The organism is Arthrobacter celericrescens (assembly GCF_003614925.1).
GTDB lineage: Bacteria > Actinomycetota > Actinomycetes > Actinomycetales > Micrococcaceae > Arthrobacter > Arthrobacter celericrescens.
In genome coordinates, this window is the sequence record NZ_QYLP01000101.1 from 18,629 (window position 1) to 36,892 (window position 18,264).

At 65.1% G+C, this 18,264-nt stretch carries 21 protein-coding genes; 6 read left to right on the plus strand and 15 right to left on the minus strand.

Annotated elements, in window-relative coordinates; translation table 11 throughout:
- Window positions 1-4: 4 nt before the first annotated feature.
- Both D3654_RS19550 and D3654_RS19555 read left to right on the plus strand, forming a co-directional pair.
- The gene (locus tag D3654_RS19550) at window positions 5-883 is read left to right on the plus strand and encodes a type II secretion system F family protein (RefSeq protein ID WP_120523126.1); all 879 of its coding nucleotides are present in this window, start codon (window positions 5-7) and stop codon (window positions 881-883) included.
- Window positions 880-1,095 (plus strand): Flp family type IVb pilin, encoded by a 216-nt coding sequence (locus D3654_RS19555; RefSeq protein ID WP_425359434.1) that lies wholly within the window; start codon window positions 880-882, stop codon window positions 1,093-1,095. The genes D3654_RS19550 and D3654_RS19555 overlap by 4 nt, the downstream gene beginning before the upstream one ends.
- 537 nt (window positions 1,096-1,632) lie before the next feature.
- Here D3654_RS19555 and D3654_RS19560 read toward each other — a convergent pair.
- Complete coding sequence (locus tag D3654_RS19560) at window positions 1,633-2,067, minus strand: hypothetical protein (RefSeq protein WP_162943806.1); 435 nt, start codon at window positions 2,065-2,067, stop codon at window positions 1,633-1,635.
- Between the two features lie 277 nt (window positions 2,068-2,344).
- Between D3654_RS19560 and D3654_RS19565 the strand changes: the two genes are divergently transcribed.
- The 4 genes from D3654_RS19565 to D3654_RS19580 all read left to right on the plus strand — a co-directional run bounded on the left by D3654_RS19565 (window position 2,345) and on the right by D3654_RS19580 (window position 6,341).
- Window positions 2,345-3,055 (plus strand): hypothetical protein, encoded by a 711-nt coding sequence (locus tag D3654_RS19565; protein WP_205571867.1) that lies wholly within the window; start codon window positions 2,345-2,347, stop codon window positions 3,053-3,055.
- Window positions 3,056-3,093: 38 nt separating this feature from the next.
- On the plus strand, window positions 3,094-4,461 hold the full coding sequence (locus tag D3654_RS19570) for an IS256 family transposase (protein ID WP_120523241.1): 1,368 nt from the start codon (window positions 3,094-3,096) through the stop codon (window positions 4,459-4,461).
- A gap of 156 nt (window positions 4,462-4,617) precedes the next feature.
- Window positions 4,618-5,007, plus strand: a complete 390-nt coding sequence (locus D3654_RS19575; RefSeq protein WP_205571868.1) for a hypothetical protein — start codon at window positions 4,618-4,620, stop codon at window positions 5,005-5,007.
- 1,010 nt (window positions 5,008-6,017) lie between these two features.
- Window positions 6,018-6,341 carry a hypothetical protein gene (locus tag D3654_RS19580; protein ID WP_120523128.1) on the plus strand — a complete coding sequence of 108 codons (324 nt, stop codon included), beginning with the start codon at window positions 6,018-6,020 and terminating at the stop codon, window positions 6,339-6,341.
- 88 nt (window positions 6,342-6,429) lie between these two features.
- Here D3654_RS19580 and D3654_RS20600 read toward each other — a convergent pair whose 3' ends face one another.
- The 14 genes from D3654_RS20600 to D3654_RS19645 all read right to left on the minus strand — a co-directional run bounded on the left by D3654_RS20600 (window position 6,430) and on the right by D3654_RS19645 (window position 18,259).
- Entirely contained in the window at window positions 6,430-6,582 is a 153-nt protein-coding gene (locus D3654_RS20600; protein WP_162943807.1) for a hypothetical protein, read from the minus strand.
- Between the two features lie 492 nt (window positions 6,583-7,074).
- On the minus strand, window positions 7,075-7,983 hold the full coding sequence (locus tag D3654_RS19585; RefSeq protein ID WP_120523129.1) for a tRNA pseudouridine synthase A: 909 nt from the start codon (window positions 7,981-7,983) through the stop codon (window positions 7,075-7,077).
- 32 nt (window positions 7,984-8,015) lie between these two features.
- Entirely contained in the window at window positions 8,016-8,564 is a 549-nt protein-coding gene (rplQ, locus tag D3654_RS19590) for a 50S ribosomal protein L17 (RefSeq protein WP_120523130.1), read from the minus strand.
- 63 nt (window positions 8,565-8,627) lie between these two features.
- Window positions 8,628-9,638 carry a DNA-directed RNA polymerase subunit alpha gene (locus tag D3654_RS19595; protein ID WP_011692778.1) on the minus strand — a complete coding sequence of 337 codons (1,011 nt, stop codon included), beginning with the start codon at window positions 9,636-9,638 and terminating at the stop codon, window positions 8,628-8,630.
- 139 nt (window positions 9,639-9,777) lie between these two features.
- A complete protein-coding gene (gene rpsK / locus D3654_RS19600; RefSeq protein ID WP_021472435.1) occupies window positions 9,778-10,179 on the minus strand; it encodes a 30S ribosomal protein S11 in 402 nt (133 codons plus the stop codon).
- 45 nt (window positions 10,180-10,224) lie between these two features.
- On the minus strand, window positions 10,225-10,602 hold the full coding sequence (rpsM, locus tag D3654_RS19605; RefSeq protein ID WP_074587766.1) for a 30S ribosomal protein S13: 378 nt from the start codon (window positions 10,600-10,602) through the stop codon (window positions 10,225-10,227).
- 197 nt (window positions 10,603-10,799) lie between these two features.
- Window positions 10,800-10,913, minus strand: coding sequence for a 50S ribosomal protein L36 (gene rpmJ, locus D3654_RS19610; RefSeq protein ID WP_011775570.1), 114 nt, complete (start codon window positions 10,911-10,913; stop codon window positions 10,800-10,802).
- Between the two features lie 67 nt (window positions 10,914-10,980).
- A complete protein-coding gene (infA, locus tag D3654_RS19615; protein ID WP_009358723.1) occupies window positions 10,981-11,202 on the minus strand; it encodes a translation initiation factor IF-1 in 222 nt (73 codons plus the stop codon).
- A gap of 210 nt (window positions 11,203-11,412) precedes the next feature.
- On the minus strand, window positions 11,413-12,390 hold the full coding sequence (locus tag D3654_RS19620) for a P1 family peptidase (RefSeq protein WP_120523131.1): 978 nt from the start codon (window positions 12,388-12,390) through the stop codon (window positions 11,413-11,415).
- Window positions 12,391-12,494: 104 nt separating this feature from the next.
- Window positions 12,495-13,550 carry a sugar phosphate isomerase/epimerase family protein gene (locus D3654_RS19625; RefSeq protein WP_120523132.1) on the minus strand — a complete coding sequence of 352 codons (1,056 nt, stop codon included), beginning with the start codon at window positions 13,548-13,550 and terminating at the stop codon, window positions 12,495-12,497.
- Between the two features lie 87 nt (window positions 13,551-13,637).
- The gene (locus tag D3654_RS19630; RefSeq protein WP_162943808.1) at window positions 13,638-15,284 is read right to left on the minus strand and encodes an ABC transporter substrate-binding protein; all 1,647 of its coding nucleotides are present in this window, start codon (window positions 15,282-15,284) and stop codon (window positions 13,638-13,640) included.
- A 1-nt stretch (window position 15,285) separates the two neighbouring features.
- Complete coding sequence (locus D3654_RS19635; RefSeq protein ID WP_120523134.1) at window positions 15,286-16,185, minus strand: ATP-binding cassette domain-containing protein; 900 nt, start codon at window positions 16,183-16,185, stop codon at window positions 15,286-15,288.
- A complete protein-coding gene (locus tag D3654_RS19640; protein ID WP_120523135.1) occupies window positions 16,182-17,243 on the minus strand; it encodes an ABC transporter ATP-binding protein in 1,062 nt (353 codons plus the stop codon). Before D3654_RS19640 ends, D3654_RS19635 begins: the two co-directional genes overlap by 4 nt.
- Window positions 17,243-18,259: an ABC transporter permease gene (locus D3654_RS19645; RefSeq protein WP_120523136.1), complete on the minus strand. Its 1,017-nt coding sequence runs from the start codon at window positions 18,257-18,259 to the stop codon at window positions 17,243-17,245. The genes D3654_RS19640 and D3654_RS19645 overlap by 1 nt, the downstream gene beginning before the upstream one ends.
- Between the last annotated feature and the right edge of the window lie 5 nt (window positions 18,260-18,264).

Here is an 18,264-nt window from a genome sequence, read left to right on the forward strand (position 1 = left end):
AGTCATGCAGATCTACGCGTATGCCGCCATGCTGGCAATAGTTGCTCCAGTGTCCTGGATGGTGTGGCTCGCTCTAACCGGAGACCGCGCCGCAATGCGGAACATTCGGAGGAACCTCGGACAGAAAACAGCCGTCGCCGTCAAGCCGGCAAATGCCGCCCAATGGTTGTCAGACATTTCCCGACAGATTGCACCAGGCGGGTACGTGGCCTGGCTTGACAAGCAATTGGCCGGAGCCGGGCGGCCCAAAGACTGGCCGCTCGGCCGGGTGCTCATGCTCAAGCCACTCCTCGCCTTGGGCGGTGCAGTCCTCGGCGTTCTGCTGTTCGTTGGCGATCCGTCTGCAGGCAAAGTACTGCTGGGTTTCGCGGCAACGGGCATAGCCTACTTCGTACCGGACATCCTCATCCGTTCCAATGCCCAGAAGCGACGGGAAGCGATGAAGATGGCCCTTCCCAATGCCCTGGACCAGATGCTCATCTCGGTCCAGGCCGGTCTCGGTTTCGAAGCCGCCATGGCACGAGCCGCGGAAAACGGAAAAGGACCCCTCGCCGACGAGTTCATCCGGACCCTTCAAGATATCCAAGTTGGTCGGAGCCGAAAGGAAGCATACTTGGATCTTGCCGACCGCGTGGACGTGAGGGACGTACGTAGCTTCGTCAGGGCAGTCGTCCAAGCTGACGCCTACGGCATCGCCATTGCAAAGGTACTCAAGGCGCAAGCTGGTGAAATGCGGCTCAAGCGCCGGCAGCGTGCCGAAGAACATGCCATGAAGATCCCGGTCAAGATCCTCTTCCCGCTGATCACCTGCATTTTCCCGGCTTTGCTCGTAATCATCCTGGGCCCGGCGGTACTGTCGATCGTCAAGATGTTCCAGGGGTGAACACAATGTCCAGCCTGGAACAGGACGACAGCGTCCCCGCAGATCCTGACCCCCGGGACAACGAACGCGGGAGCATGGCCACCGAGTATTCGGTCCTGATGGCCTTCATGATCACGCTGGTCATAGTAGGCGTCACCGCATTCGGTTTAGCGCTGAGTGAGCACTACGACTACCTCAACGCCACATTGAAAACCGCCCTCGGCCTCCCCTAACCCACCAACCATCCAAAACCAGCCTGTCTGGGCAGGCACTGGAGTACCTCGACGCCACCGCCGGCAACTACTGGGCCTGCCGGAGGGAGGTACCCGATTTGGCACCCTTTGCGAGGGGGCGCCACCATACCGACCACCCGGTACCCAGAGCCGCAGTGGTCATCCCGACCCCCTTCCGGTACCCAGAGCCGGAAGGGGGTCTCTCACGTTCGGGAAAAGCGCGCACCGCCCCCGTCGGCCTCATGAAGCCAGTGATAATCAGCATCAGGAAGAAAAGACCGATGGCTACAGCAGCCCAGCCCCCGAATCGACGCCGTTGACACGGACACATGCCAACGATGGAGCGCCGGCAGGCCTACAGCTCAGCCTTTTCCCCGGGTTGCGATGGCGGGGACGCCTGGGGGAACCGGGGCAGGGCGCGGTCGGGGGGTGTGGAACAGCGAGAGGGCGAGCCTGCGATAGGTGTTCAGTCCCAGTCGCGGACCCGCAGGGATGCGGTGAACGTGGTCTTGGAGCTCTTCCAGACGCGGACGATGTTCAGGGGAACCGGGTCGGCGCCGGGCAGTTCGAAGGCGACGGCCCCGGCGTCGGGGAGCGCGCGGCCTCGACCTGGACGGCGGCGCCGCCCATCGAGATAACCAGCAGCCGGCCGGGGACCCCGGCCACGGTGACGGGGACCCGGTGTGCGCTCCTTCGTGAGGTGGCGAATTCGGCCACCCGGATCCGCAGGGTTCCCAGGACGAGAACCACCCCGGAGAGGACCAGCCAGACACCTGCGGCGACCGGGGAGCCCGGGCTGGTCCTCCACGCGGAAAGACGCAGCACGGGCTCCCCGACGTTCTCCGTCGTCGCGCGGACCGGTTTCGCCGCTGACGTGCCGGCGCCAAAGGCCACTATGAGGCGGAAGGAATCGATGGTCTGTCCGTCCGTGCCGAACGTCCGGAAACTCGACCGCTTCGCTCGCAACAACACCAGGCCGGGCAAGGAGCGCGGCCACTGACCAATCAGCCGGCCGGTAAACACGGTAAGGCCTCTGCGCTGTCGGTGACGCAGAGGCCTTGTGCCGCCCCCTCCCCATGAGGCTGCTTCAGGTTATGCCCGCACAGTCTGGCAAGCAAGAGGGCGCGTTGACTCATAGAAAACCTCCGCGTAGCTGGATACGTTGCCTCATTTGAAAACCTCCGCGTAGCGGCGTGGTTGGCAAGTGTGGCGGTGTTTGGGGGCTATGCCCGTTTTCATGGAGCTAACGATGGCCCAGCGGCAAGCTGTGACGAAGAAAAAGGCCCTCGCCTATAAGGGTGCTGATCGTGCAGGGAAGTCCCGGATCCTGAATGAACTGGTCGAGCTGACCGGTTGGCACCGGGACTACGCCCGGGCGGCGTTGCGCGATGCCTTGGTGTTGAAGATCGTAAGACCCAGGCCAGGCAGGACCCCGGTATACGGGCCTGATTTGCTGCCTGCCCTCATCAAGTGCTGGGCCGTGCTGCGCGCCCCTGCCGGCAGGCTGCTTGCCCCAATGCTGCCTGTCCTGGTGCCGCTGCTGCGCCGGGACCGGGAGCTTGAGCTGACCGATGAACAGGCCGGACTGCTGATGCGGATGAGTGCAGCGACCATCGACCGGAAACTCGCCGGCGAACGGGCAAAACTTTTACCGCGCGGGCGGTCCCATACCAAGCCGGGCACGCTGCTCAAATCCCAGATCCCGGTCCGCACCTGGGCCCAGTGGGATGACGCCGTCCCGGGGTTTGTGGAGATCGACCTGGTGGGCCACGAGGGAGGCAACAACTTCGGCGAGTTCTGCTGCACCCTGACGGTGACGGACATCGCCACGGGCTGGACCGTGAACCGGTCGGTGCGGAACAAGGCCGCCAAATGGGTGTTCGAGGCCCTCGAACACGTCACCGAGGTGTTCCCGTTCCCGATCATCGGCATCGATGGGGGTGTCAGATGGTTTGTGTAGGAGTTCCGGTCCTTTGTTGTTTGGAGAAAACTGTGACCATGGCTGGTTCAAGTGAAGAGCTCGGCGCGGAGCTTGCGGCGAAGGTGGCTGCTGCCGGCGGGATGGAGCAGTTGCGGGAGTCTGGTGCGTTTGAGGAGTTGATGGCGCAGATCGATTCCGGTGAGCTGCAGATCGATGGCAAGAACGGTTTCCTGAACCAGATGATCAAGGCCGTTCTTGAGCGCGGACTCAAGTCCGAGCTTTCCGGCCATCTGGGCTATGAAAAGGGCGATCCCGCGGCACGGGCGCTGCCAAACTCACGCAACGGCTTCTATCCAAAGACCCTGGCCAGCCAGGCCGGGGAGGTTGAACTGGCCATTCCGCGGGACCGGAACGGATCCTTCGTTCCGCGGCTGGTGCCCAAAGGCTCCCGCCGCACGGGTGGTTTGGATGAAATCATTGTCAGCCTTTACGCCGGCGGGATGACCGTGCGGGACATCCAGCACCATCTGGAATCGACCATCGGAACCGAACTGTCCCACGAAACGATTTCCAAAATTACCGACGATGTCCTCGATGAGGTGATGATCTGGCAGCGCCGCCCGCTGGATCCGATCTACCCGATCCTGTATCTGGACGCCATCGTCGTGAAAATCCGCGACGGGGCCCAGGTACGCAACAAATCCGCGCACATTGCCGTGGGAGTGGATATGGACGGCATCAAGCACGTGCTCGGGATCTGGGTCGAGGCCACCGAGGGGGCCAAGTTCTGGGCAGGGGTCTGCGCGGAGCTGGCCAACCGCGGAGTCCGGGACGTGCTCATTGTCTGCTGCGACGGGTTGACGGGCTTTCCCGAAGCGATCGCCGCGACGTGGCCCCTGGCTACGGTCCAGACCTGCGTGGTGCACCTGATCCGGGCCTCGATGCGGTTCATCGGCTACAACGATCGGAAACGGGTTGCAGCCGCCCTCAAACCCATCTACACGGCATCGTCGGCCGAAGCGGCGGAAACGGAACTGGAGGCATTCGCCTCCTCCGAGCTGGGCAAAAAGTACCGCGCCACGATCAACACCTGGCGCAACAGCTGGGAAAAGTTCGTCCCCTTCCTGGCCTTCCCTCCGCCACTGCGGCGGGTGATTTACACAACCAACGCCATCGAATCGCTGAACTACCAGCTACGCAAAATCATCAAGAACCGCGGCCATTTTCCGAATGACACTGCCGCGGTCAAACTGCTCTGGCTGGCCATCTGCAACATCGAAGACAAACGCGCCAGCGAACGCGCGAAAATCCACGGCCAGGCTCGCGAGAACAGAGGCAAATCCGTGCACACGCTCATTGAAGGATCCCAAGGCCAGGGCTGGAACGAAGCACTCGGCATCCTCGCCCTGACCTACCCCGAACGCATCGAACCCTACCTGGGCTGACCCACCGGCCGGTCACTTACACAAAAATCTTGACAAGCTCGCATCGATTCGGACAACGGTTCCGAGTTCATCAACGAGCATCTGTTGGCCTACTGCCATGCACATCAGATCACGTTCACCCGGTCCCGGCCCGGCAACAAGAACGACGGAGCCCACGTGGAGCAGAAGAACTGGGCCAGGGTCCGGGAACTGGTCGGCTACCTGCGCTACGACACCGCCGCGGAACTGGCCAAACTCAACGAAATCTGGGAGCTGGACCGCGTGTTCACCAACTACCTCCTGCCACAGCAGAAGCTACTCTCCAAACAGCGGCACGGCGCGAAAGTCACCAAGAAACACGACGCGCCAGCCACACCCCACCAACGCGCGATCCGGCATGAACGGATGCACAAACGCCCGGTCATCCAGATGAACGCGGCCTTCAAACGCATCAAGCCAGGAGCCCTCTCACGCCAGATCCTGGCACTGACCGGACAGCTGGAAACACTGGCCCTGGCCAAGAAACCAGCACCCCTCAAACCCGTCAACCGCGCCTGGAACAACTAGGCATCCCGAAAGCCCGATTCAACGAGGCAACAACACCACTCATCCGGAGGTTTTCAAATGAGGCAACGTATTACTCTTCCCGGAGGTATTGCTTTGAGGCAACAGGGAGGGAGGGCACCCAAAGCAGACGGTCCTTGACGGTCGTACCCTGCTTCGCAGATGGGTACCAGTTCCCGGCTTCCAGCGGTAACGACCTCGTCGTTCCCGACTTCTACCCCACCCGCGGCAAGGACCACGGCAAATCGGTTGCGATCCCAAAGACCACTGCCCTGTTCAACACCACCGGGACAGCAGGCATGGTGGCGGCAGGTCCTCGGACCAGACACGGCCCAAGCCTTCCCCACCGAAGATAATCAACTGGTTCGAATGGGACAAGGTGGAGAACGAGGTTTGTTCCAAGGGTCGACTGGACGGCAGCCACCACACCGGCGGTCCGCGAGGGCTTCACCACAGAGCTGCCCGCCTGGCTGCACTTCAGATCCGGGCAACCTACGGCGCTCAGACGGTAAGTGCGCACGCCGGGAGGGGTGGCCCCCACCCTAAGACGGGTGGGAGCCACGAATCGCCCGCCCCATCTCCATGGCAGGGGACTGGGCGTCCGCCTGGGTCCTCCGAGGAATGGGCTCTACAGGCGCCGTCAACCGGGAGAATCTTCGCGGTGACACGATGCTACGTGGCACCGACGGTCTAGGGAACATCAATTGAGTACACATGCCCCGCCTCCGCCGTGAAAGACAGGTACCGACTACTCGGGTGCCGCGAAGTAACTCGCGCTTACCCTTCAAGCAAGCGCGCAGGCGGCGCGCTGGCATTCCACGGAATGTCGCGTCTCGAAAGGCTGGGCGGTGGAGACGGTGAAGCGGGGGTGCTAGTTGCTCCACGTATCCAAGAACGGGATTCTTTGCTGAACGTGCCGGCCAGTACATGCAGGCCGTACGGTCCGTGATCGGGCGGCCACGGCTTGCGAATAGCGAAACATGGTTCAGAACCTGGACAAAGGAACAAGGAACATGAAGAAACTATGGGCTGCCGGCGCTGTGGCCGGACTCGTCCTGCTGGGTGTTGCACCTTCGGCGATGGCTTCCCCGCCGCCGGACCACCAAGTCACCTACTGCCACGCAACACACAGCGAGAAGAACCCGTTCGTGGTCATCACCACCGATGAGATCGCCGTGGTAGCGGGACATCAGAACCACCAGGACTTCGAAGATGTCATTCCGCCCTTCGACTGGGCGCTGCCCAACACGAGCGGGCACTTCGATGGCCTGAACTGGGGACCCGGAGCGGAGGACTTCATCGCCAACGGCTGCGTCGCAGGACCTCCGACGAGCTGATCGGGGAGAATCCCTCCCACGGAGGAAAACAGGTTCGGCCAGCGCCGCACCTTGGCATGAAGGCCCGGTCCCCGGCGGGACCGGGCTTTCACGCTTCCGTTCGACCAGGCTTGGTCGGCATGTTGTAGTTTTGGGCGATTCCCACTTTGTTGAGCCTTCCCAGTTGTTCATCGGAGACGTTCAACGGCCCGATGTCCGTGGCCTTGCCGCCGTCCCAGTTGTACCAGTCAGAAAAGCTCACGCTCGTCTCCGACGTGTACGTCCATTCGCCGCCCGGACTGCTCGGCGGGTATACGGTCACCTGGCCCCTGGGTGCTGTGGCTAATACCGCCGCTTTGCGTAGAACCAGTCAGCTCATCTTTGCCGATGCAGTAGCCCTTTCAATCGGTGCTCACTGGATAGGCGACCGGCCCCGTGACACCGGAAGTGCGGCGTCTTCCAGCGCTTTCCTGGCGAGGTTCTCGACGTCGGTGCCGACCTGATTGGAACGTCCTCTGCGGGGACCGGGTTCACCGAGCCCTCCAGGGTAGGCGTCCTCTCCCGCGGTATGGCCGCCCGGATCATTTCCTTCTTCCCCAAATCCGGTCCGCGAACCGGCAGAGCCCCGCGATTAGTCCCTGCGGTCACCGCCCTGGCCGCCCGCACTCTGGCTGGCCTTCTCCTGCTCGTCGGCATTGGCCTGCAATGCCGTGCACGGTCCCATGGGCAGGACTTCCCATGGGACGTGAAACGGTTACTCCCTCTTCGCCCGGGTCAGCTCAGCGCGGGCAAGCAGCTCGCCGTCGGCAGGATAGGCGACATGTTCAAGGACCAGGGGATGCGGCGCGGCCAGGACCGACTTCGCGTCGCGGACACCGGCGAGCAGGCGGTCGTGCATCCACTGCGGAGTCTCCAGCCCCTCCCCCACGCGAAGGGCACCGCCCACCAGGGACCTGACCATGTTGTGGCAGAAGGCATCAGCCTGGACGGTGGCGACAATGACGCCGTCCTCCCCGCGCACGAACTCAAAGGCCTGGAGTTCCCGGATGGTGGTCGCTCCCTCCCGGGGCCGGCAATAGGCCCGGAAGTCCTGGAGGCCCAGCAGTTCGGCCGCTCCGCGGTTCATCAGGGCCTCGTCAAGCGGGGCCTTGTGCCAGAGGGTCAATCCCCGCAACAGCGGGTCCCAGCGTTCCGGGCCGTCGGCGATCCGGTAGCTGTAGCGGCGCCACAGCGCCGAAAACCGGGCGTCGAAGCCCGACGGCGCCAGGCCGGCGTCGTGAATCTCAATGGCTCCGCGAATACCACCAGCGCCGTAGTGCCCCTCCAGGACCCTGCTGAGCGCCCCGCGCAACTTGCGCTGCAGGGCAACGGCCGGCTCGTACAGTCCACCGCGCGAAAGGCGTGACCACTCCTCCGGCGAGAGGTCCACATGAACCACTTGGCCGCGGGCGTGCACGCCGGCGTCGGTACGGCCCGCCACGGTGACCCGGACCGGACGGCGGATGACCAGCTCCAGCGCAGACTCAAGGCAGCCCTGCACGGTCCGGAGTCCGGGCTGCACTGCCCACCCGCTGAACGGCCCGCCGTCATACGACAAATCCATCCGGATACGCAAGAACCCGCCGCCTCCGGAAACGGGGGCAGCGGGTTCCTGTTCGTTCATAGACCCAAGTCTATCGGGAAGAATTCAGCGAATTACTTCTCGTCCTTGGCGGCCTCTTCGGCCGGAGCTTCGGCAGCTTCCTCAGCAGCCGGAGCCTCTTCGGCAGCAGCTTCGGGAGCCTCTTCGGTCTCGACGACCTCTTCAGCCGGAGCTTCCTCAGCAACCGGGGCAGCCTTCTCGGCAGCCTGGGTGGCTTCGGCTACAACAGCCTGCTTCGGGGAGAGCGGCTCGAGAACCAGCTCGATGACAGCCATGGGAGCGTTGTCGCCCTTGCGGTTGCCGATCTTGGTGATGCGGGTGTAGCCGCCATCGCGGTTCTCCACTGCCTGGGCAATGTCGGTGAACAGCTCGTGGACAACGCCCTTGTTGCTGATCAGGCCGAGGACCCGGCGGCGGGAAGCGAGGTCGCCACGCTTGGCGAAGGTGACCAGGCGCTCTGCGTACGGCTTCAGGCGCTTGGCCTTGGTGACCGTGGTGGTGATGCGCTTGTGTTCGAACAGCGATGCTGCCAGGTTCGCGAGCATCAGGCGCTCGTGAGCCGGACCGCCTCCGAGGCGCGGACCCTTAGTGGGGGTAGGCATAGTAATTTCTCCTGTAATGAAGGCCGTACTGGTCCGTCCGGGACCCGATGGCCAAGATCTGTGTTAGAGCTCGTCGTCGCTGAACGCGGCGTCGTCCTCTTCGATGGCTGCGGCGCGGGCTGCAAGGTCGAAACCGGGCGGCGAGTCCTTCAGGGACAGGCCCAGTTCCACCAGCTTTGCCTTGACCTCGTCGATGGACTTGGCACCGAAGTTGCGGATGTCCATCAGGTCAGCCTCGGAGCGGGCAACGAGTTCACCCACGGTGTGGATGCCCTCACGCTTGAGGCAGTTGTAGGAACGGACCGTGAGGTCCAGATCCTCGATCGGCAGTGCCATGTCGGCAGCCAGGGCTGCGTCGGTGGGCGACGGGCCGATCTCAATACCTTCAGCTGCGGTGTTCAGCTCGCGGGCCAGACCGAACAGTTCCACCAGGGTGGTGCCTGCGGAAGCGACGGCATCGCGCGGGGCGATGGCCTGCTTGGTCTCGACGTCGACAATCAGCTTGTCGAAGTCGGTGCGCTGCTCAACACGGGTGGCTTCGACGCGGAAAGTCACCTTCAGGACCGGCGAGTAGATCGAGTCGACCGGGATACGGCCGATCTCGGAGTCGCCGGACTTGTTCTGAGCTGCCGAAACGTAGCCGCGTCCGCGTTCGATGGTCAGTTCGAGTTCGAACTTGCCCTTCGAGTTCAGCGTGGCGATGTGCAGATCCGGGTTGTGGAATTCGACTCCGGCCGGCGGAGCGATGTCCGCGGCGGTGACGACTCCGGGACCCTGCTTGCGCAGGTACGCGACAACCGGCTCATCGTGCTCGGAGGACACGGAGAGGTTCTTGATGTTCAGGATGATCTCGGTGACATCTTCCTTGACACCCGGAACCGTCGTGAACTCGTGCAGCACGCCATCGATCCGGATGCTGGTAACAGCGGCACCGGGGATGGAGGAGAGCAGGGTACGGCGGAGGGAGTTGCCGAGGGTGTAGCCGAAGCCCGGTTCCAGCGGTTCAATGATGAAACGCGAGCGGTTCTCGGAGACTACTTCTTCAGACAGAGTGGGGCGCTGTGCAATAAGCACTTAGGTTTCCTTTCGGCGAGCATCCGCTATATGACGCAACACAGGTGGTGGAAATCGGCTTGTTTTCCGAAGCTGCCGGCCGTGCCCGCCGGACAGGAAAACTGTCCGACGGCGGCACGGCCGGCCGCAGCAGAGTCAATTAGACGCGGCGGCGCTTCGGCGGGCGGCAACCGTTGTGGGCGCTGGGGGTGACGTCCTGGATGGAGCCGACCTCAAGGCCAGCGGCCTGCAGCGAACGGATTGCGGTCTCGCGTCCGGATCCCGGGCCCTTGACGAAAACGTCGACCTTGCGCAGGCCGTGCTCCTGGGCGCGCTTCGCAGCGGCCTCGGCAGCCATCTGGGCAGCGAACGGGGTGGACTTACGGGAGCCCTTGAAGCCAACCTCACCGGCGGAAGCCCAGGAGATCACAGCACCGGTCGGGTCCGTGATGGACACGATGGTGTTGTTGAAGGTGCTCTTGATGTGCGCCTGGCCGAGCGCAATATTCTTCTTATCCTTGCGACGCGGCTTACGGACCGCTCCACGAGTCTTGGGGGGCATGTTTTCTCCTACAGAAAAGTTATCGGGTGAAGACGACCGCTATTTCTAGCGACCGGCCTTCTTCTTGCCGGCGACGGTACGCTTCGGGCCCTTGCGGGTACGAGCGTTGGTCTTCGTACGCTGACCGCGTACGGGCAGGCCCTTGCGGTGACGCAGGCCTTCGTAGCTGCCGATCTCGACCTTGCGGCGGATGTCGGCGGCCACCTCGCGGCGAAGGTCACCCTCAACCTTGTAGTTGCCCTCGATGTAGTCACGCAGCTGAACCAGTTCGGCGTCAGTCAGGTCCTTGACGCGAACGTCAGCGCTGATGCCGGTGGCAGCCAGGGTTTCCTTTGCACGGGTCTTGCCCACGCCGTAGATGTAAGTAAGCGCAATTTCCAACCGCTTTTCGCGGGGAATGTCTACGCCAGCGAGACGAGCCATAGTGGCGGTACTCCTTGAATAAACCGGAGGTCGTAGGCAGTACACCCACACTTTCAGTGTGGCCCCAGCCTCCGACCGGGGGTTCGCTGTCCGGGCTCTGTGTTGCTCAATGTCCCAGCGCAGCTTGTGCTGCCTTTATTTACTTGCGTGGGCACAGCCCAGGTTTGCCCTTGCGGGCGCTGATTCCCTGGCGGGAATTAGCCCTGGCGCTGCTTGTGGCGCGGGTTCTCGCAGATCACCATGACCCGGCCATTACGGCGGATCACTTTGCACTTGTCGCAGATCTGCTTAACGCTCGGCTTGACCTTCATGGCGTTCCTTTGCGTGTTGCAGGTGGTCGGCTGGAACGGCTCGGGCTATGCCCTGCCGCCCAGCAATTTACTTGTAGCGGTAGACGATGCGACCACGTGTGAGGTCGTAAGGGCTCAGCTCCACCACTACGCGGTCCTCAGGGAGAATCCTGATGTAGTGCTGGCGCATCTTCCCCGAGATGTGTGCGAGAACGATGTGCTTGTTGGTCAGCTCAACGCGAAACATCGCGTTGGGCAGAGCCTCGGTCACAACGCCCTCGATCTCAATGACCCCGTCCTTCTTGGCCATATCCTCCGCTAACTGTTGTTTGCCGCAGTCCTTCCCAAGGGAATCCCCGCGGACGTTTTTGGGTTTTCGGTTGCCCCCGCCTGCCCACCGGCAGGCCCGGAATTCCGGTTCTGTAAATGGGCGTGGCTGTGCAGACAACCAACAGACAACACTACGCCAAAGCGGGCCGAATGTTAAATCGGCTCATGCTAGCGCAGACGCATCGTACTGTCACGCCTGCCGGCCGTCCGTTCGGGTGGCGAACGCGCGGAACTCACCTGCCGGCGTCGTGATGGTTTCCGCCGCGGCAATGCCGTCCAGGATGGCGAGCCGCACCGCCTCGGCGGCCGCGCTTTGCAGGGTGATCAGGGAAACCTGGCGCGCCTGCTCGCTGCTCCGGTCGAGGGCGACGGCGCCCGTCGCCAGCGCGAAAACGGTGTCACCATCGGCGAGGGTGTGGGAGGGGTTCAGGGCCCGGGCGAGGCCGGCATGGGCCGCCGCGGCGGTCCGCTTGCAATCCGCCGGGTCCAGGATCGCGTTGGTGGCGACGACGACGAGCGTGGTGTTCGGTTGCGGGTTTCCTGGCGCTTCCGGCGCCTCCGCCCCGGCCGGCAGGCCGAGTGCGTTCACCACCGCGATGGCACCCACCACCACGGGCCCGTCCGGGGAAATGGCGTCGAGGGTGAGGGACGACGTGCCCACCCCGCCTTTGAACGCGCCCCTGCCGAGCACCGCCCCGGTGCCGGCACCGGTGTTCCCGCGGACGACGTCGGCCTGCTCACCGGATGCTGCCGCGGCGGCTGCCGCTTCGTAGCCCATGTCCGCGCCGGGCCGGGCGGCAAAGTCGCCGCCGCGCCCCAGGTCGAAGATAGCCGCGGCCGGGACGATCGGCACCACGCCGCCGGGCACCGGGAAGCCACGGCCCTGCTCCTCGCACCAGCGCTGGGCACCATGCGCCGCGGCCAGTCCGTAGGCACTCCCGCCGGTCAGCACCACCGCGTCTACCGTGGGGACAAGTGTGGTGGGATCGAGGGCATCGGTCTCGTGGGTGCCGGGCCCGCCGCCACGGACGTCCACCGAGCCCACGGTTCCCGGCGGCGGCAGCACCACCGTGACCCCGGACAACCAGCCGCCGCCGATCTTCTGGACGTGCCCCACGCGGATTCCCGGAACATCGGTGATCTTGGATGCGGTGGTTTTGGATGCCATGGGGCCATTGTGCTCCACGCCGGCCTTAGAGTGGGCGCGAACGTACAGTTGAGGCCCCTTTTCCGGCGATTAGGGCCGCAACTGTACGTTCGCGCTCATGGGTTTTAGCGGGTGGTGACGCCCTCCGCGATGCCGAGCCGGGCGAGGGAGGCACGCAGGGCCTGGGCCGATTCCTGGATGAAGCGTTCGCCGTCGTACGGAATCGCGCGCAAATCCGTCAGGGAGGGAGCCTCGCCACGGTCGACGCGCGCCTGGTATTCGGCGGCCATTTCGCGGATGCGGGCCACCTCGGCCGGAGCGAGGTCCGGGTGCACGGCCAGCCATTCGGGGTCGTCCAGGCCGATAGGCAGGTGCAGGGTGGGGCCGGCGTTCTCGATGGAGAGCGGCAGTTCCGGGTTGGCCGCGTGCAGGATGCCCAGCACGGCGTCCCAGTCGATGGAGCCCTGGCCGATGGGCGCGAAGACCCGGCCGAACACCCCTTCCTGCTCCCCCAGTACGAAGTCCCTCAGGTGCGTGGCGCGGGTGTACGGCGCCACTCGCCGGGCCGCCGCCACGGGGTCCTCGCCGCGCACCACCACGTTGGCGGTGTCGAACGTGACGCCCAGGACGTCGGGGCCCACGGACTCCACGAGCCGCACCACCTCGTAGCTGGTGATCTCCTCGTGGGTCTCGATGTTCAGGTGTACCCCATGGTCGCGGGCCACCGGGGCGAGCAGGCGCAGGAACTTCTCGATCGCCACCAGCTGGTCCGGCCACGGGGCGTCGGTGCGGAAGCGGTCGAAGACGTAGTAGCCGGGCATGCCGCGCTGGTAGTTGGCGCAGGCCACCCACAGGTCCGTGACCCCGGCGGCCTCGTGTGCAGCCTCGATCATCCTGACCATGCCGCGGGTGTAGTCGCCGTCGCCCAACCGGCGGACCTGGGGCGCCTCGGCGGCCGCATAGGGGTTGACCTTGGCCAGGCCCATCTGGAGGTAGAGGCCAAGGTCGTCGGCGCAGGAGCGCACCTCGGCGAGCAGGCCGCGGTCCAGGGTGGGCGAAACATCCATCACGGAGCGGAAGTAGACCCCCTCCATGCCCATCGCGTGGGCGCGCTCGAGGATCCGGACCGCGGAGTCCTCGGCCTCGTGGGGGATCTTGCTGCCATCAACACCAATACGCATTTTTCTTGTCCTTAGTTGGTTCTTGAAGTCGTGTGGTGCCCGCCGCGGGACCGGACGCACCGGTTGTCCGCGGCGGGCAGGGTGCCGCTAGCGGCCCCAGTTGTAGAAGGAGAACGTGGGCGAGTACGCGAAGTCCTTGACCGAGGGCGACAGCACGGCCGTGAACTGTGCGCGGTAGAGGATGATGGTGGGCGAATTGGCCCGCCAGGAATCCACCAGCGCATTGATGTACGGCAGCTGCGAATCGAGATCGGAAGCGGCATTGAGCTTGTCCATGAGCTCCGGGGTGCCGGGGATGCAGATGTGCTGGTTGTTGAAGGTGCTGCCGCAGGTCATCTTCTTGCGCAGCTCGTACGCGGCCACCACACCCCCGGTTTCGAACAGCAGGGCCGACTGGTACTTGCCGGTGTTGAACCTGGTGGCGAACGCCGTGGGCGTCTGCGAGTCGATGTTCACGCGCACCCCGATGTCCTCCCAGGAGGACTTGAGGATGGTGGCGAGCGTGGACACGCCGGGTGAGGACGGGTTGATCATGAGGTCGATCTGCGGATCCACCAGGCCCGATTCCTTGACCAGGGCCCGCGCCTTGTCCTTGTCCAACGGCCGGGGCGCCGAACGCTGCGCGTCGAAGCCCGGGATGCCGGGGACGAAGGGGCCGTAGAAGATGTCCGCGTAGCCGTAGGCCACGCTCGCCTTGATCTGCTCATATGGCACCGCGTAAGTGAGCGCCTCACGGAGCTTCGGATTCGCCGTGGTGCCCGAGGAGTTGTCCAGGGACACCGTCACCGGGGCGAAGGCCGGCGCGGTGGTCACGCGGCAGCAGTCCTCCTGGCTCAGCTGGTGGACAACGTAGGGCGGAAGGCCCAAGGTCACGTCGGCTTCGCCGCGGCGGGCCTGCAGCATCAGCGTGGGGATCGAGGTGATGAAGTTGACCCGCACCTCCGCTTCCTTGGCCGGTTCGCCGTAGTAGTTCGGGTTCCGGGTGAGGACGGCGTAGTTGTTGGCGACGTATTCGTCCAGCACGTAGGGGCCGCTGCTGCTCGCCGTGTGCGAGGCGAGCCATTGGTTGGGCACACCCTTCTTGTCCTCGCCGTGCTCCTTGATGACCTTCGGGTCGTAGATCGAGCCGCGGCTCTGGGCCAGGGTCACCAGGATTGCCGGATAGGGCCGGGAGAGTTCCATGCGCACCGTTTCCGGGTCCACTACGACGACGTTGCTGATCAGCGGCGGATCCGTCAGGCCGATCTGCAGGCCGAGGGCGCCGCAGCCGCCGATGGTGAGGTTGCGCATGATCGAGTAGCGCACGGCTTCGGCGTCCAGCGGGTTGCCGTTGGCGAACTTCGCCCCGGGGTGCAGTTTGAAGGTGTACGACTTCCCGTCCGGGGACACGGTCCACGAGGTTGCCAGGTCGCCCTTGACCCGTTCGGGCTCGTTGACCGCCACGAGGGTGCCGTCCTTCTGCGGTTCCTCGTCGAGCCTGACCAGGCGGGCGTAGAAGTTGGTGGCGAAGCTGTTCTCATTGCCCGCGCATACGAACGCGGGGTCGATGTTGGTCAGGGAGGCGGCCCAGTTCACGGTGAAGGGCCGTTCGCCGGTGCCGGAGGACGCCGCGGGCTGGGCACAGCCGGCCAGGCCACCGGACAGGGCGAGCAGGCCCACGGCGGCGAGCGCCGCCGTCGTCCGCTTCATCAGCCCCGCCTTCGCGGCTGCCGTCCATTTCGGGAGGGTCAACATGTCACATTCCTTCCATGGCGTCGGCCGTGCCCGCCGTGGCGAGCGCCGCCGTCGTCCGCTGCTGGGCTGCTGCCCGCTGCTGGGCTGCTGTCCGCTGCTGGGCTGCCCGGCGTCGGGCACCCGGCACGGCATCCAGCAGGGCACGGGTGTACGGGTGGGTGGTGTTGTCGAAGACGTCGGCGGAGGTGCCAGCCTCCACGATCTCTCCGGCGTTCATGACGGCGATGTGGTGGCTCATGAGCCTGGCAACCGCGAGGTCGTGGACGATGAAGAGGTAGGTCAGGCCGAGTTCGTCCTGCAGGTCGCTGAGGAGGTTAAGGACCTGGGCCTGGATGGAGACGTCCAGTGCGCTGACGGGTTCGTCCAGGACCACCAGGTCCGGGTTCAGGACGAGGGCCCGGGCGATCGCGATGCGCTGGCGCTGGCCGCCGGAGAACGCGAAGGGGTAGCGCTGGGCCTGCTTGACGCTGATTCCCACGCGGTCCAGGACTTCGGAGACCCGGCGCGAGCGTTCGGCTGAGTCGGTGACGCCGTGCACGATGAGCGGTTCCTCCACGAGGTCCGCCACGGTGAAGCGCGGGTCCAGGGAGCCGTTCGGGTCCTGGAAGACCATCTGGATCCGCCGGCGCATCTTGCGCATCCCGGCCTTGGACAAGGTGGTGAGGTCCACGCCGTCGAACTCGATCAGCCCGCTGTCCGCCGCCGTGAGGCCCATGACGCAGGCCGCGGTGGTGGACTTTCCGCTGCCGGACTCCCCCACCAGGCCCAGGGTCTGGCCGCGGCGCAGTTCGAAGGAGACATCGCGCAGGATCTGGGTGCGGTGGCGGCCGCCGATGCCTTTGGCATAGGACTTGTTCAGCTTCTCCACCCGCAGGAGCGGGGTGGCGCTTGCGTTATTCATGCTGTCTCTCCCTGGGGGTCGTAAGCGAAGTGGCAGCGGACGACGGCGCCGTTGGACAGGGTGCGCGGCTGCGGCCTTTCGATCGCGCAGCGTTCCTGGTCCCGGCCGATCGGGCAGCGCGGGGCGAAAGGGCATCCGGGTTCGTCCACCGAGAGGTCCGGCGGCGATCCCGGGATGGCAGGGAGCGCACCGCGCCGGGCATTGGCGGGGTCGATGACGCAGTCCAGCAGGGCCTTCGAATACGGGTGGCCCGGCGAGGCGAACAACGCCTCGGTGCTGGTGCATTCGACGAAGCGGCCGGCGTACATGACGTTGACGCTGTCGCAGAGTTCCTCCACGATGCCCAGGTTGTGGGTGATCATCACCAGCGCATTGCCGCGTTCATCGCAGATCTTGGCCAGCAGGTCCAGCACCTGCGCCTGGGTGGTGACGTCCAGGGCGGTGGTGGGTTCGTCCGCGACCACCACGGAGGGATCGTTGGCGATGGCCATGGCGATCAGGACGCGCTGGCGCATGCCGCCGGAGTACTGGTGCGGGTAGTCGGAGAGCCGTCGGGCTGCATCGTTGACACCCACTTCGCCAAGGAGGTCGGCGGCCATCTTGCGGGCAGCCTTAACCGGGACGTCCTGGTGCACCCGGATGGTTTCGACAAACTGGCTGCCGATGGTCTTCAGCGGATCCAGGGCGGCCATGGGGTCCTGGAAGACCAGGCCGATGTCCTTGCCGCGGACCCTGGAGATCCCGGCGTCGTCCAGGCCCACGATCTCCTTGCCGTTGAGCCTGACGCTGCCGCCGACCACCCGGCCGGGCGGGGGCACGAGGCCCATGAGGGACATGGCCATCGCGGACTTGCCGGAGCCGGATTCGCCCACGATCGCCAGGCGCTGCCCCTTGCGGAGGTCGAAGGAGACGTCGCGGACGGCGTGGACGGTTCCGACGGCGGTCACGAAGTCGGTCCGCAGGCCGCGGACGCTGAGGACGGGGTCGTTGCGCTCGGGCTCCGGGCCGCCGTCGCCCGCCAGCCGGGGTACGGGAAGGGAGAGTGCGTTGCTTTGCATCAGCGTGCTCCTACTCGGGTGCGGGGATCGGCAGCGGTCATGAGGAGGTCGGCCAGGAGGCTGACCACCACGTAGAGGACGGCCGCCAGCAGGAGCACGGCCTGGACCACCGCGAAGTCCTTCTGGATGATGGCGTCGGCGGTCATGGAGCCGATGCCGGGCCAGCCGAACACCTTCTCCACCAGCAGGCTGCCGGCGAGGAGGTCGGCGAAGAGCAGGGAGGCGGCGGGCAGCAGGGACAGCAGCCCGTGCGGTGCCACGTGCCGGTTGTAGACCGGGAGGCGGCGCAGGCCGTGGCTCCGGGAGACGGCCACGAAGGTTTCCCGGAGGGTGCCACGCAGCTGGTTGCGGTAGAGCCGGCTGAGGAAGGCGAAGGGGCCCATGGCCACGATCGCTGCCGGCAGGATCAGGTGCCACGCCGCGTTGGCGAAGGTTCCCCATTGCCCGGCCAGGAGCGAGTCCACGGTGAACATCCCGGTGATGTTCGGCGGCTTCAGCATGCCCGGGGACAGCCGGCCTTCCGGTCCCGGGAAAATCCCGAGCTGGATGGAGAAGACCATCAGGGCCAGCAGCGCGATCCAGAACGGCGGCGAACCCATGGCCAGGGAGGAAGCCGCCCGGACGGCCTGGTCCGGCCACCGCCGTCGAGAGTAGACCGCGAAGCTTGCCGCGAGCACGGCGGCGACGATCGCGATGATCACGGACAGCAGGCCGAGTTCGAGGGTGGCGGGAAGCCGCTGCCCCAGGAGCGTGCCCACGCTGTTGCCGGTGCTGTACGAGAAGCCGAAGTCGCCGCGGAGCAGGGAGCCCATGTAGTTGCCGTACTGGACGAAGAGGTTGTCGTCCAGGCCCATGGACTTGCGCAGGGCGGCGATGGTTTCCTCGGTGGCGGTGTCGCCGGCGATCGCCCTGGCCGGGTCGCCGGGGACCTTGCGCAGCAGGACGAAGGTGAAGATCGAGGCCCCGAAGATGGTGGCCAAGGCGACGCCGAGGCGCTTGAGAAGGGTGCTGGTCATCGCAA